Annotated in this window: 9 protein-coding genes; 7 read left to right on the top strand and 2 right to left on the bottom strand. The window is 65.9% G+C overall.

Translation table 11 applies throughout. The annotated features are described in order from the left end of the window. The first annotated feature begins 50 nt into the window (after nt 1-50). The 5 genes from M2334_RS14860 (at nt 51) to M2334_RS14840 (ending at nt 7794) form a co-directional block, all read left to right on the top strand. Nucleotides 51-455: a hypothetical protein gene (locus tag M2334_RS14860; protein WP_181558624.1), complete on the top strand. Its 405-nt coding sequence runs from the start codon at nt 51-53 to the stop codon at nt 453-455. Continuing rightward, nucleotides 452-1711, top strand: coding sequence for an efflux RND transporter periplasmic adaptor subunit (locus tag M2334_RS14855; protein WP_413716450.1), 1260 nt, complete (start codon nt 452-454; stop codon nt 1709-1711). The genes M2334_RS14860 and M2334_RS14855 overlap by 4 nt, the downstream gene beginning before the upstream one ends. A gap of 126 nt (nt 1712-1837) precedes the next feature. Beyond that, the gene (locus tag M2334_RS14850) at nt 1838-5014 is read left to right on the top strand and encodes an efflux RND transporter permease subunit (protein ID WP_264595177.1); all 3177 of its coding nucleotides are present in this window, start codon (nt 1838-1840) and stop codon (nt 5012-5014) included. Between the two features lie 17 nt (nt 5015-5031). After that, the gene (locus M2334_RS14845) at nt 5032-6438 is read left to right on the top strand and encodes an efflux transporter outer membrane subunit (protein ID WP_264595176.1); all 1407 of its coding nucleotides are present in this window, start codon (nt 5032-5034) and stop codon (nt 6436-6438) included. Between the two features lie 117 nt (nt 6439-6555). Continuing rightward, entirely contained in the window at nt 6556-7794 is a 1239-nt protein-coding gene (locus M2334_RS14840) for a GGDEF domain-containing protein (protein WP_264605811.1), read from the top strand. A 58-nt stretch (nt 7795-7852) separates the two neighbouring features. Here the strand turns inward: M2334_RS14840 and M2334_RS14835 are convergent, their stop codons facing one another. After that, complete coding sequence (locus M2334_RS14835; RefSeq protein ID WP_264605810.1) at nt 7853-10090, bottom strand: TonB-dependent receptor; 2238 nt, start codon at nt 10088-10090, stop codon at nt 7853-7855. 581 nt (nt 10091-10671) lie between these two features. Between M2334_RS14835 and M2334_RS14830 the strand changes: the two genes are divergently transcribed. Then, the gene (locus M2334_RS14830; protein ID WP_264605809.1) at nt 10672-12288 is read left to right on the top strand and encodes a tannase/feruloyl esterase family alpha/beta hydrolase; all 1617 of its coding nucleotides are present in this window, start codon (nt 10672-10674) and stop codon (nt 12286-12288) included. A 562-nt stretch (nt 12289-12850) separates the two neighbouring features. After that, entirely contained in the window at nt 12851-13231 is a 381-nt protein-coding gene (locus tag M2334_RS14825) for a hypothetical protein (RefSeq protein ID WP_264571954.1), read from the top strand. A gap of 126 nt (nt 13232-13357) precedes the next feature. On the opposite strand, the gene M2334_RS14820 is transcribed toward M2334_RS14825, so the two are convergent. Next, nucleotides 13358-13828 carry a DUF4126 domain-containing protein gene (locus tag M2334_RS14820; RefSeq protein ID WP_264595172.1) on the bottom strand — a complete coding sequence of 157 codons (471 nt, stop codon included), beginning with the start codon at nt 13826-13828 and terminating at the stop codon, nt 13358-13360. Nucleotides 13829-13844 lie beyond the last annotated feature (16 nt).

The raw sequence follows: 13844 nt of genomic DNA, 5'->3' as shown, positions 1-13844 counted from the left end.
TCCGGGGCTGCCCCCTCGTGCCTGCCGGGGAAGCAGGAGGAGACACGGTGATGGCATATCTGGATCTGAGAGATGGCGGGGCACGGGCGATGGTCCCGGGTGTCACTGCATCGGAGGCTGCAAGCCTTCAGGTGCAGGATGGCCACCTCCTTCCGGTCGAGTGGACGATTGTCCGCCTTGCGCGAGAAGACGGGCTGTCTTCGCTGCGCGAAGAGAGCCGCCTGGGCCGCCTGCTGCGCCTCGTCTTCGGCTTCCGCCGGGCCATGCCGCTGGCGAGCGCGCGCCTCGAAGCGCTGCGGCGCATCGCGGTGCTGAGCTGGCACCATGGCTACAACATCGCCCCATCCGAGCTCGGTCGCTTTTACGAGGCCGGCTATACGACCCATCAATATGAGACGCTGCTCCGCCACATCGGGGCCTTGCGTCTGTCGATCAAGCGGAGGAACCGCGCATGAACATGCTCAAGAAACTCAGCCCGGCGGAAGCCACGCCCATCGAAGGTGGCACGACGCGGCGGCGCTCGCTGACCCGTGCCGCCTGGGTGGCGCTGCCGGTGCTCGCCATTGCCGGCGGTTACGCGCTGATGCGCCCGTCGCCCCCGGCGCAGGCCGCGATGGCGGCGCCCACCGTCACCGTCTCGGCGCCGCTCGCGCGCGAGATCATGCTGTGGGACGATTATGTCGGCCGGTTCGAGCCGAGCCGCGCGGTCGAGGTGCGTCCGCGCATTTCCGGCCAGATCACGGCCGTGCATTTCACGGACGGTCAGATGGTCCGCGCCGGCCAGCCGCTCTTCACCATTGATCCGCGCCCCTTCCAGGCCGCGCTGGCCGAGGCGCGTGCCGGCGTTGCGACGGCCCAGAGCGATCTCGCGCTGGCCCGCAGCGATCTTGAGCGCGCCGAACGGCTGGTGGCGGTAGAAGCCGTTTCCAAGAGCGAAGTCGACCGTCTTCGCGCCCGTGTCTCGGCAGCATCGGCTGCGCTGGCCGGTGCGCAGGCCCGCGCCCGCAGCCGTGCGCTGGACCTTGAGTTCACCACCGTGCGCGCGCCCATTGGCGGCCGCATCTCGGATCGGCGGATCGACCCCGGCAACCTCGCCTCATCGGGAGAGGGCGCATCCGGCACGTTGCTCACCACCATCAACGCGCTCGATCCGATCTACTTCACCTTCGAGGGGTCCGAAGCGCTGTTCCTCAAGACCAAGCGTGATGCCGATGCCGACGCTACGCCGGTCGAGATCAAGCTGCAGGATGAGAATGCCTATCGCTGGAAGGGCAAGCTCGATTTCACCGACAACGGCCTCGATCCGCGCTCGGGCACCATTCGCGCTCGCGCCGTGCTGCCCAATCCCGACCTGTTCCTGACGCCGGGCATGTTCGGCAACATGCGCCTCTCCACCGGCGCGCCGACCCGCGCGCTGCTGGTGCCGGATACCGCCGTGCAGACCGATCAGGCCCGCAAGACGCTGCTCGTCGTCGGCAAGGATGGCACCGTCGCCGCCAAGCCGATCGAGCTTGGGCCGGTTGTCGATGGCCTGCGCGTCGTGCGGGCCGGGCTGGATCCCGCGGATCAGGTGGTGATCGTTGGCACCCAGCTCGCCATGCCCGGCGGCAAGGTGCAGGTCCGCAAAGGCCGCATTGCGCCTGAGACGCAGCCGGCGACGCCTGCCGCCGCCACCGCGCTGATGTCCGGCCAGGCCACGTTTACGCGCTAGGTCGTGATCGGCTTCGCCTGAAGCCGATCCTGATCCGGTCCCTTTTGCTTTCCGCATGTCCGAGCCGTCAGGTGAAGCCGCCTGACCCGGACATGCTCTGAGCGCTGCCCCCGAGGAGATCTCCTCATGCGTCTGTCCCGTTTCTTCATCGACCGGCCGATCTTCGCGGCCGTCATCGCCGTCATCATCACGATCATCGGCGCGATCAGCTATTTCTTCCTGCCCGTTTCGCAATATCCCGAGGTGGTGCCGCCGACGGTGACCGTCTCGGCCATGTATCCCGGCGCCTCTGCCGAGACCGTGGCGGAGACCGTTGCCAGCCCCATCGAGCAGGAGATCAACGGCGTCGAGAACATGCTCTATCTCTCGTCGCAATCGACGGGGGACGGGCGCGTGGTCGTCACCGTCACCTTCAAGCAGGGCACGGACCTCGATGAGGCGCAGGTTCTGGTGCAGAACCGCGTCGCCATTGCCGAGCCGCGCCTGCCGCAGGAGGTGCAGCGCCTCGGCATCGTTACCAAGAAGACCTCGCCGGACTTCCTGCTGGTGGTGAACCTCATTTCGCCTGATGGCTCGCTCAATCGCGAGTATATTTCCAATTACGCGCAGACCCGCATCAAGGACCGGCTGGCCCGCATCGAGGGCGTGGGCGACGTGCAGCTGTTCGGCTCGCGCGATCTCTCCATGCGCGTGTGGATCGATCCGCGCCGTGCGGCGGCGCTGGGTCTGACGGCCGGCGACATCGTCTCCGCGCTGCGCCAGCAGAATGTGCAGGTCGCTGCCGGCACGCTCGGCCAGCCCCCCTCGGGCGGATCGGCCTTCCAGCTCAATGTCGAGACGCAGGGTCGCTTCACCGATCCGCAGCAGTTCGCAAATGTCGTCATCCGCACCGACGATCAGGGCCGGCAGGTCCGCGTCTCCGATGTCGCCCGCGTTGAGCTGGGCGCCGAGGATTACGGCACGTCGGCCTATCTCGGCGACAAGGACAGCGTCATCATCCCCGTCTTCCAGATGCCGGGATCGAACGCGCTGGCCGCAGCCGAGGCGATCAAGGCCGAGATGAACGTCCTGGCCAAGGACTTCCCGCAGGGCCTCGAATATCGCATCGTCTACAACCCCACCGAGTTCATCCAGAAGTCCATCGACGAGGTCGTGAAGACGCTGGTCGAGGCGGTGATCCTCGTCGTGCTCGTCATCATCGTCTTCCTGCAGAAGTGGCGGGCGGCGCTGATCCCGGTGCTGGCGATCCCGGTCTCGCTCATCGGCACCTTTGCGGTGCTGGCGGGCATGGGCTATTCCATCAACAACCTCTCGCTGTTCGGCCTCGTGCTCGCCATCGGCATCGTCGTCGATGACGCCATCGTCGTGGTCGAGAATGTCGAGCGCAATCTGGAAAACGGGATGACCCCGCTCCAGGCGGCGCGCACCTCCATGGATGAGGTGGGCGGGGCGCTGATTGCCATCGTGCTGGTGCTGTGCGCCGTGTTCGTGCCGACCTTGTTCATCGGCGGCATGTCCGGCGCCTTCTACCAGCAGTTCGCAATCACCATCTCGGCCGCGACGATCATCTCGCTGGTCCTCTCGCTCACCCTGTCGCCCGCCTTCGCGGCGCTGCTGCTGCGGCACCGCCATGCCCTGCCGGAGGGCGCGCCGCGCTGGCGCCAGCTCACCGAGCGGGCGGGCGATGCGTTCAATCGCGGGTTCGACCGGTTCAGTGCCCGCTATGCGACCCTGACCGCGCGGCTGGTCCGCCAGCCCAAGAAGATCATGGCGGCCTATGTCGGGCTGATCGCGGTGACCGTCGCTGCGCTGGTTTACACGCCGTCGGGCTTCATCCCGGCGCAGGACCAGGGCTATTTCTTCACGATCATCCAGCTGCCGCCCGGCTCCTCCACCGCGCGCACCGATGCGGCGATGAAGAAGGTCGCCGAGCGGATGCTGCCCATTCCGGGCATCACCAACGCTGTCATGCTTTCGGGCTTCGACGGGGCCTCGGAGACGCGCAACGCCAGTTCGTCAGCGGCCTACTGGGTGCTCGATGATTTCGACGAGCGCGCCGCCAAGGGCCAGACCATCGACAAGCTGATGGAGGAAGCCCGCAAGGCGACCGCCGACATCAGCGAGGCGCGCCTGATGATCGTCAAGCCACCGCTCATTCGCGGCATCGGCTCGGCGGGCGGCTTCCGCCTGATGGTGCAGGATCGCGAGGGCGCCGGCTACAAGGCGATGGAGCAGGCGGCCTACAGCGTCATCGGCCCGGCCAACCAGACGCCCGGCCTCTCGTTCGTCTACACCTTCTTCGACACCGCGACGCCGCGCATCTTCGCGGATATCGACCGCGAGAAGGCGCAGATGCTCGGCGTGCCGCCGGAACGGGTGTTCGAGACGCTGCAAATCTATCTCGGCTCGGCCTTCGTGAATGACTTCAACCTGCTTGGCCGCACCTATCGGGTGACCGCGCAGGCGGACGAAGCCTTCCGGCGCACCACGGCGGACATCGCCAGCCTGCAGACGCGTTCGGACTATAACCAGATGGTGCCGATCGGCTCGATCGCCACCTTCCGGGACACCACCGGGCCGTATCGCGTGCAGCGCTACAATCTGGCGCCCGCTGTCGCCATCGATGGCGATACCGCGCCCGGCGCATCCTCGGGTCAGGCGCTGGATGCCATGGAGCAACTCGCCAATGCCAATCTGCCGCGTGGCTTCAGCCATGAGTGGACCGGCATCGCCTATCAGCAGAAGACGGCTGGCAATACTGCAGGCCTCGTCTTCGGCCTCGCCGTGCTGCTCGTCTTCCTGGTGCTGGCGGCGCAATATGAGAGCCTTGTCATGCCGCTCGCGATCATCCTGATCGTGCCGATGTCGGTGCTGGCGGCTCTGGTGGGCGTCAACCTGCGCGGCATGGACAATAACGTGCTCACGCAGATCGGCATGATCGTGCTCGTGGCGCTGGCCGCCAAGAATGCGATCCTCATCGTCGAGTTCGCCCGGCAGGGGGAGCAGAACGGCATGAGCACGCTGGATGCCGCCGTCCACGCTGCCGGGCAGCGCCTGCGGCCGATCCTGATGACCAGCTTTGCGTTCATCCTGGGTGCGGTGCCGCTGGTGCTGGCGACCGGGGCGGGCGCGGAACTGCGGCAGGCTCTGGGCACAGCGGTGTTCTTCGGCATGGCCGGCGTCACCATCTTCGGCCTCATCTTCACGCCCACTTTCTACGTCGTGAGCCGCGCGCTCGGTGACCGGATCGCACGCCTGCGCGGGCGGTCCGGTGGCGATGCCGTGCCGGCCCCCGCCGAGTGAGTGAGGAGGACCCTATCATGACTGCTCATCGCATCTTCGCACCTCTTGTTTCCGCGCTGGCGCTTTCAGCGTGCGCGGTGGGGCCGGACTACGTCGCCCCCACGCCCCCCTCGGCGTCCTCCGGCCCCTTTCTTTCCGCCGCATCCCCGGCCTTTGCGCCGGCGCCGGTCCAGCCGGACTGGTGGCGGCTCTACAATGATCCGGTGCTGGACGGGCTGGTCACCGACGCGCTCGCCGCCAATACGGATGTGCGCATCGCGCTCGCCCGGCTGGAAAAGGCCCGCGCCGGGCTGCGCGGTGCCCGGGCGGATCGGCTGCCGCGCACCGATCTTTCGGCCAGCGGCGATTATGGCCGCCTGCCCGCGAGCCAGCGCGCGCCGGGAGCGCCGCGTGAGGATTGGGCGCTCGATGCCGGACTGTCGGTCTCCTATGAGGTCGATCTGTTCGGGCGTGTGAGCCGGGGCGTGGAAGCCGCGCGCGGCGATGCCGATGCAGCCGCGGGCGATGCCGACGCCGTGCGCGTCGCCGTCGTCGCCGATACCACGCGGGCTTATGCCGATGCCGCCTCGGGCGCGGCGCAACTGGCCGTCAATCGCGAGATCGTGGGCCTGCTCGACCGGTTGCTGGACTTGACCGGCAAGCGGCGCGAGGCGGGTCTGGCGACCACGCTCGATGTCTCGCGGATCGCCGCCTTGCGCGACCAGCGCGCCGCCGACATTCCGCTCATCGAGGCGCAGCGTCAGGCCGCGCTCTTCCGTCTCGCTACGCTCACCGGCCGGACCCCGGACGCCTTGCCGGAGATTGCCGGCCAGCGCAGCATCGGGCTGGAAATCCGGCAGGCCATTCCGGTCGGCGATGGGGCCACCTTGCTTGCCCGCCGCCCGGATGTTCGCGCGGCCGAGCGTCGTCTCGCTGCCGATACCGCGCGCATCGGCGTCGCCACGGCGGACCTTTATCCGCGCATCAGCCTGGGCGGTTCGGGCGGATCGACCGGCAATGACATTGGCGCGATGTTCGGCGGTGGCCCACTGCGCTGGCTGCTGGGTGGCCTTATCAGCTGGTCCTTCCCCAATCAGGAAGCCGCCCGCGCGCGCATCGCCGGCGCACGGGCGGACAGTGACGCCGCGCTTGCCGCTTTCGACGGCGCGGTCCTCAACGCGCTGGAGGAAACCGAGACGGCGCTCTCGACCTACGGTCACGCGCTGGAGCGCCGCCAACGCCTGCAGGCCGCCCGCGATTCCGCCGGCGCCGCCGCGCGCATCACCCGTGCCCAGCAGCGCGAGGGGGCCATCGACTCCCTCCAGCTGCTCGACACCGAGCGCACCTTTGCGGAGGCAGAAGCCGCGCTCGCCGCACAGGATGCCGAGGTCGCGCGCGCGCAGATCGATGTGTTCCGGGCGCTGGGCGGGAGCTGGGCGAGCTGAGCGAGGCTCAATGGTCCCCGGACTTGCGAAGAGTCGCGCGACCGACGCTGAAATGCTAATGACATCTTAACATCCGCACCATAGCCCGTGCGGCTGAGAAGCTGTTGTGAGTCAGCAATGGACGAAGGTCAGGTTTCCAGTGAGCGGATCGACGCAATCGAACGCGCATTGTTGCGGCCTGTTGGCCAGATCGCTCTGGAGCCGTCCCTCGAAACCGCCTATCTCGACCGCACTGACCTGAAAAGGCGCACAACCATTGCCAGCTGGCACATCGGGGCGCTGATTGCCAATCTGGCGTGCCTGCCTCTGGATTATATCGTCGGTCAGCTGCAGCTGGGGTTGGCATTGCGGTTGGGCATCACGACTCCGGCCTATCTGCTGGCCATGGTGATCGTGATCCGGGGCCCGAAGCGGTTACAGAACGCCGCCATCATCCTGCCCATGGTGATCTTTGTCGCGACCGTGACCTATCTCGGGCTTCAGGTGGGGCAACCGCATAGCGACCGCTATTTGATGGCCGCGGCTCTGCTGCTGATCTTTAAAAATCTCGCAATCCCTACCTCGGTGCGGCAGGCGCTGGCGACAACGACGCTGTCGATCTTCTCCATGTTCGGCCTGGCCTTTCTACTGCGCGGCCCGAACATCGAATCCCTTACCCTCTGCGGATTCATTACCCTCGCGTCGTTCCTGCCGCTCGTTATGCGCTGTCAGGCAGAGCGCTCTGCGCGAAATGCGTTTCTCATCGAACTGAGGGACGAACTCAAATCCGCCCAGCTTGTTGCCTTGACCAAGGCGTTGGCGGAGCTTGCCGAGACGGACCCGCTGACCGGCATGCGCAACCGGCGGAGCCTTTCGGAGACGCTGAACGGCAAATGGGCGGCAGCAAGCGTGGACAACGCCTGGTTCGGTATCCTCATGATCGATATCGACCGCTTCAAGCTGTTCAATGATACCGCAGGGCATGATGCCGGGGACCGCTGCCTGGAGCGGGTGGCCTTGGCGTTGCAGAGCGAGGTTCACCGGCAGGGACATTATATCGCGCGCTTCGGCGGCGAGGAGTTCACCGCGATCACTTATGGCCTTGCGCCCGAACCGGCCCTCGCCTTTGCCGAGGCGCTCCGGCGCGCGGTGCTCGATCTCGCCATTCCACATCCTGGCTGCGAGGATGTTGCGCCGGTCACGGTCAGCATTGGTGTGGCGGTGTTGCAGCCTTCGGCTCAGGACTCCGTGGAGGATGTCATCGGCGCGGCGGATGGCGCGCTGTACAAGGCCAAGGCAAACGGACGGAATTGCGTTGTCGGCTCGGCGGGCATGTCCGGCTACATTGCGCGCACGCTCATGAAAGACGCTGGCTAGGGTCTGCCAGAAGAGGAGCGGGGCCGGCCACGGCGGGTGAACCAGCCCCATCTCTCAGTCAGAAGTCGTACCGGACCCGCACGCCATATTCGCGCGGAGCGCCGTAGAACTCATTGTCGCCGAACTGGCCGGAGACATAGGTTTCGTCGGTCAGGTTAGTGCCATAGGCTTCGACCAGCAGATCACCCTTCTGCACGCCGAGCCGGGCGCCGAGCAGTCCCCGTGAGGGCAGCCGGTCGCTGATCGGCGAGTAGCCGATATAGGTCCATTGCGGGCCGACATAGGCGTAGCTCAAGCTTGGCGTGATCTTAACATCGCCCACCCACAGGTCGTAGCGCGCACCCAGATTATAGGTCCATTTGGGTGAGTAGAGATTGGAGCCGCCGCCCGTGGTGCGCAGAAACGGGGTATAGTCGATGCAGGTCGGCGGATTGGATGCCTGGCCTGTTGGGCACTGCACGGCCGGGGTTACGCCCGGGAATGCGCGGGCGTAAGCGCGCGTGTCCACGAAGGTCACGTCGCCCAGCTCGGAATCCACAAAGGCCACGCCCGCATCGAAGGTGAAGCCGGAGACCCGCGCCTGCACCTGCGCCTCGATGCCCTTCACCTTGGCATCGGTGAGGTTTGTCACCGCCGTCTGTCCGGTCGCCGGGTCGAGAGCGTCGAACTGGAAGGCATTATAGTCATAATAGAAGGCGCCAAGCTGGGTGCGCACTGCACCGCCCAGCATCGTCGCTTTCCAGCCGATTTCATAATCGATCACCGTTTCCGGATCGAACTCGGAGACCAGCGAGTTAGAACCGCCCGGCTTGTAACCACGCGCGACGAAGGCATAGAACAGGTTGTTCTCGTCCGGCGTCCAGTTGAGCGAGACCTTGCCGGTCATCCGCCCGTCCTTGTGGTCGCCGCTCAGATCCGCCACCTGCAAGCCGTTTGGCGGGAAGGTGGGGATGCCCCGACCGATCGAGACGCTGCCGCCGCCGGTCACCGAGAAGTGCGAGTAGCGCGCGCCCACGTCCAGCGCGAGTTGCGGCGTGATCTTGTACGTCACCTGGCCGAAGACGCCGGTGGTGGTCTTGTCATTGTCGATCAGAATGTCCGTCGGGAAGCCATTCGAGCGGTTCTCGATGATCACGTCGATCCGGTTGCGCTGATAATAGCCACCGACGATCCACGAAAGATCCTGATCGGTCGGCGAGATGATGTTGAACTCCTGCGTCCACACCCGCTCGCGCACGAACTGTTGCTGCGTCGAAACCGCGAGGCGCGTCGAATCCGCCAGGCTATAGCGCGCGGCATTGGTCGCATCGCTGTCGTAGAGGTTGAAGATGCGCTTGTTCTGGTAGCCGCTGAGCGAGCGCAAGGTAATGCCCGATCCCAGCTCGTAGCGCAGTTCCAGTGAGGCCTGGATTGCCTTCTCGTCATTCTGCGTCGGCGTATCATAGTCGATCAGGCGCGGGTCGCTGGTCCGATAGGCCGCATAGGCGGTGCCGGTAATGGGGCGGTAAGCATAGCCGCCGGTTTCCTTGTCCGCGGCTTCCAGCTTGAACAGCGCCTGGAAGCTTTCGGTCGGCTTCCACAACGCACCGAAGCGGCCGGAAAGCTCATCGAGCCGACCGGCCGAGCTGCCGGCGGAGCCGATGTCGGTGTAGAAGGAATCGCGCGTGCGCCATTTGCCGGCGCCGCGAATGGCCAGCGTGCGCGAGAGCGGCAGGTTGAGCACCGCTTCCACGCTGCGCGCATCATAATTGCCGATCGAGCCCTCGATGGAGCCTTCCACGCCCCCAAGACTGGGGTTGCGGGTGTTGATGAAGATCGCGCCACCGGTCGAGTTGGAGCCGACGAAGGTGCCCTGCGGCCCGCGCAGCACTTCCACCGTGGCAATGTCGTAGAAGCTGGAGGTGGTGACGATGGGCGGCTGGAAGATGCCGTCCACATAGGTCGCCACGCCGTTGGCCACTGCGGGCGATCCGCTGGCGAGGCCGATGCCGCGAATGTTGACGTTCTGCGTCAGCCCGGCGTCGGTAACGGAGAGCGATGGGACGACCGTCTGCAGTTCGTCCACCCGGGTGACGCCCTTCTCCACCAGGCCCTGGCCTGAGAGCGCGGTAGCGGCGACGGCGACCTTCTGGAGATTTTCTTCGCGCCGTTGCGCGGTAACGATGATCTCTTCCAGACCCTCGCCTTGCTGCGGGTTTTGCTGCGCCAGTGCGGGTGCCATCGCAACCACGCATGTCGTTGACGAAAGCAACGTCAGCAGTGCGCGGACGGCATAAACCTGTCGATTGGCTTTCATATCCTCCCTCTCCCTTGTCTGTTTCCCCGGCCTCCTTTGGCTATTGTGCCTTCAGGTGCGCGCGAGGCTTCTCATTTTCATTTTCAGTCCGCCGGCTGTGCCTCTGCCTCATCCATTTTTGGCGGCTTCCATGAGCCTGGCAGAGGATCGCGACGTGCTGTGCTATTGGTCTATGAGGTTTCGTTTGTTTCGGCGACTCCTTTCATTTATATGAAAAAGAAAATAGTCTGCCTGTGGCGCGCGGTCCACAGTTGCCGCTGAGCGAGAATGGGGAGGGGCGTGCAATGGAAATCATCATCGCGGCCACACCCCGACAGTTCCCGGACAGAGTCATTCTGCACGAAATTTGTAATCGATTGCTGATTCGCTGTCACGCGTTTACTGTGAGGGCGCCTTGTGGAGAGGAGCGGAAGACCGTCATGACCATGCAACGCCTTATGTTTGCGCCGCTTGCGGCCATCCTCGCGCTTCTTCCTCACCAGCTCCGGGCGGCCGAGGCCCCGCCGTGGGGCACGACCTCCGCAATGCCCGCCGCGACCATCGCAGATGCCACCGCCCGATGCGCCGCGCTCGGGGCAAGGATGGCGGGTCATTGGCCGGATGCCTCCACCCGCCTGCTCAGCGCGACCTTCAATCCCGCCGGCCCCGCGCCGGTGCCGCCCGGCCCTCCCGGCATGACGCCCCCGCCAGTCGAGCTACCGCCTCATTGCGCCATCGTCGGTGCGACGCGCGCGCATACCGGCGTCGATGGCCAGGCCTATGCGATCAGGTTCCATCTGCGCCTGCCGGTGGCGTGGAACGGGCGGTTCTTCTTTTCGGGCGGGGGCGGTACCAATGGCGAGCTGGGCGACGCTATTGGCCGGCTGACCGCCGCAGCGCCGGCCCTGGTGCAGGGCTATGCCGTGCTCTCGCAGGATAGCGGGCACGATAATGCGACCAATAGCGATCCCGCCCGCGGCGGCGCCAGCGCCTTCGGCTTCGATCCGCAGGCGCGCGCCGATTATGGCGGCACCTCGCTGCCGGTGGTGGCGCATGCGGCCAAGGCGGCGATCCGCCAGTTCTACGGGAGCGATCCCCGCCAGAGCTATTTCGTCGGCTGTTCCAAGGGCGGGCAGGAGGGCATGATGCTCGCCCAGCGCTACCCGGATCTGTTCGACGGGATTGTCGCCGCCGCGCCGGGCTTCTCGCTGCCCAAGGCCGCGATTGCCGAGGCGTGGAATACGCAGGCCTTCGCCTCCGTGGTGCAGGCATCGGGCAAGCCGGTCACGCTTGCCCATCTGCGCGCGAGTTTCAGCATGGGCGATCTCGCGCTGGTCGGGCAGGCCGTGCGCACCGCCTGCGACTCGCTCGACGGCACGACTGATGGCCTGATCGGCGCGGTCGGCCAGTGCACCTCCGCCAGGGTGCTGCCGCAGTTACGCGCCAGCCTGTGCAAGGGCGACAAGGCCGAGGGCTGCCTCTCCCAGCCACAGCTCGACGCGCTGGCGCGCATTCACGAGGGCGCGCGGGACAGCAAGGGCGCGCAAATCTATCCCGGCTTCCCGTGGGATGCCGGCTGGGCGGACATGGGCTGGCGCATCTGGATGCTCGGCACGCCCGATGGCAGCGTGCCGCCGATCAATGTCGCCATGGGCCTGCCCTCGCTCGCCGCCGTCTTCATGACGCCGCCAACGCTGGCCGGCGCCGCGCCTGACGAATTGCTGGCCTGGGCCATGCGCCTCGACATGGATCGTGCTCGCGCCGGCGTGGAGGCGGTGGTGCCGCCGTTCACGCGCTCGGCCTGGCAGGATATCGGCGCGCGCTCGAACGACCTCGATGCGTTTCGCGCGCGGGGCGGCAAGCTCATCGTGCCGCATGGCATGTCGGACCCGGTCTTCTCGGTGAACGACACGCTGGCTTGGTGGGGCGAGGTCGATGCCCGGTACAAGGGCGCCGCGCGCGAGTTCGTGCGCGTCTTCCCAGTGCCCGGCATGGGCCATTGCGCCGGCGGCCCGGCGACGGATCAATATGATGCGTTCGGTGCCCTCGTCGCGTGGGTGGAGCAGGGCAAGCGGCCCGATCAGTTGAGCGCAACCGCCGGGCCGATGTCCGGCCTCAACGGCATCCAGCGCCCTATCTGCGCGGCGCCCGCCATCGCCCGGCGGGCGGGCGACACATCGGATCAGTCTGCGGCGCAGATCAGCTGCACGCAGCCATGAGCACCGACGGCCGCGCCATCTCCCCCGTCCGGGCGCGGCCGTCGTTGCAAGGATAGGCGCGACGTCCGTCTGCCAGACCGTCGCGGCGCGCACCTGCCATGTTGGATGAGGGGCAGCGCCTCCCATCCCGCGTCCGTCGGCATTTTTATTGAAATGCTCTGCGGTGCTGTGGACAAATTACTGTGCGACGGAACATCTGCGAAGGGCGGCCGGGGTCGCTGGGTCGACGTCGAAATGCGATCTTTGCCGATTTTCCCCGTTCGTGCTGAGTAGCGCCGCAGGCGCGTATCGAAGACCCGTATCGAAGCATCGCAGCGCACAGGCCAGCCTTCGATACGCCGCTTCGACAAGCTCAGCAGCTACTCAGGACGAACGGAGGGAATGCCGGCAATGGCGTCGCGCCTGATCAGTCCGCGTTCAACACCAAGGTTGGACCACAGCCATAGCCGCTTTGGAGAGGTGACGAAGGATGGATGAGCGGCCAGTTTGGCGTGGGGAGCGGACATCCCGATTGTGGTCTTCTGGCTTGAACCGCAGATGAGAGCGGCGGTAGCATCACGATATGACCATCGCTTCGTTTAAGCATCATCTTCAAACAGCGATGCCTTTTGGCTGTCTGCCTAGCGCCCTTCTCTTTGTCGGGATGGGATTCGCTGTGTTTGTTGGCAACATCATGGGCGATTGTGAAGCTGGATCGGGTTGCCACGATAACGATGGCTTTCACATCCTGAACGGGGTCATGTGGACGCTAGTCATCGCGATGTCGATTGGAGTAGGGACCTGGCTGGCGTCGGCGGTTTTGAAAATGGCCTTGCGACCTTTGATTGGCTCGGTCGCGACCAATCTTCTTCTAGTAATTATGTCGCTGCTTGTCGTGTGGCTTTGCTTCAATCCGGCAATGGACTTCGTCCTCAAAACCACAACCCTCGCCGGTAATCTGTAAGGCGCCTTCAGGACATTCCAGCGCTAAGAGAATGTCCGCAAAGTCGTCGTACCGGGAATGGCAGCTCACCAATCGAAATATCGGACAACGGCCACCCAGCGCGGCATTCAACCTTTCCCTCGCCGCCTAGGCTGATCGTTCAGCCCCGGCTACACTTGGGCTCGCAATCGCAAGGCCGCTGCCGAGCACGAGGGCGTCCTCGACAAAGCCGGTCGCGGTCTGCCCATAACGCCGCATCGCCGCGCAGCGCAGGCGCCAGCCGAGATAAGATGAGGCCAGCGCCGTCCCGACTGCGACCGCCGCGCCTAGCCCGCGGCGGCCACGCGGCGCCAGGGCGGCGCCGGCATAGGCCGCCGTCACGCTGCGCACGGCGAGGCCGATCGGCACGATCCGGTCGGGCGCGCTCTTCATCTTGTCGCCGGCCATCTCCGCCGCCGCCAGCGACGCTGCGCCTGCCGCGATCAGCGGATTGCGCAACAGGCCCTGCAGGGGCAGCACCACCGGAATATCCCCCTTGCGCGTGCCTGTCGCCACTGCCGCCAAGGGCGTCATGCCACGCTGCCCGGCCACCAGGCCGATGAGGAAGGATCGGATCATGTCGCGTTCTCCGTAG

Source organism: Sphingobium sp. B11D3D (assembly GCF_025961755.1).
In the GTDB taxonomy this organism is placed as follows: Bacteria; Pseudomonadota; Alphaproteobacteria; order Sphingomonadales; family Sphingomonadaceae; genus Sphingobium.
Note: the sequence above shows the minus strand (reverse complement) of the source record. Positions and strands in the feature narration are given on the sequence as shown.

What these genes read in the sequence shown, in the direction of transcription:
- M2334_RS14840 (WP_264605811.1), top strand. Translation starts at nt 6,556, where the DNA reads ATGGACGAAGGTCAGGTTTCCAGTGAGCGGATCGACGCAATCGAACGC.
- M2334_RS14830 (WP_264605809.1), top strand. Translation starts at nt 10,672, where the DNA reads ATGGCGGGTCATTGGCCGGATGCCTCCACCCGCCTGCTCAGCGCGACC.
- M2334_RS14850 (WP_264595177.1), top strand. Translation starts at nt 1,838, where the DNA reads ATGCGTCTGTCCCGTTTCTTCATCGACCGGCCGATCTTCGCGGCCGTC.
- M2334_RS14860 (WP_181558624.1), top strand. Translation starts at nt 51, where the DNA reads ATGGCATATCTGGATCTGAGAGATGGCGGGGCACGGGCGATGGTCCCG.
- M2334_RS14835 (WP_264605810.1), bottom strand. Translation starts at nt 10,090, where the DNA reads ATGAAAGCCAATCGACAGGTTTATGCCGTCCGCGCACTGCTGACGTTG.
- M2334_RS14845 (WP_264595176.1), top strand. Translation starts at nt 5,032, where the DNA reads ATGACTGCTCATCGCATCTTCGCACCTCTTGTTTCCGCGCTGGCGCTT.
- M2334_RS14855 (WP_413716450.1), top strand. Translation starts at nt 452, where the DNA reads ATGAACATGCTCAAGAAACTCAGCCCGGCGGAAGCCACGCCCATCGAA.
- M2334_RS14825 (WP_264571954.1), top strand. Translation starts at nt 12,851, where the DNA reads ATGACCATCGCTTCGTTTAAGCATCATCTTCAAACAGCGATGCCTTTT.
- M2334_RS14820 (WP_264595172.1), bottom strand. Translation starts at nt 13,828, where the DNA reads ATGATCCGATCCTTCCTCATCGGCCTGGTGGCCGGGCAGCGTGGCATG.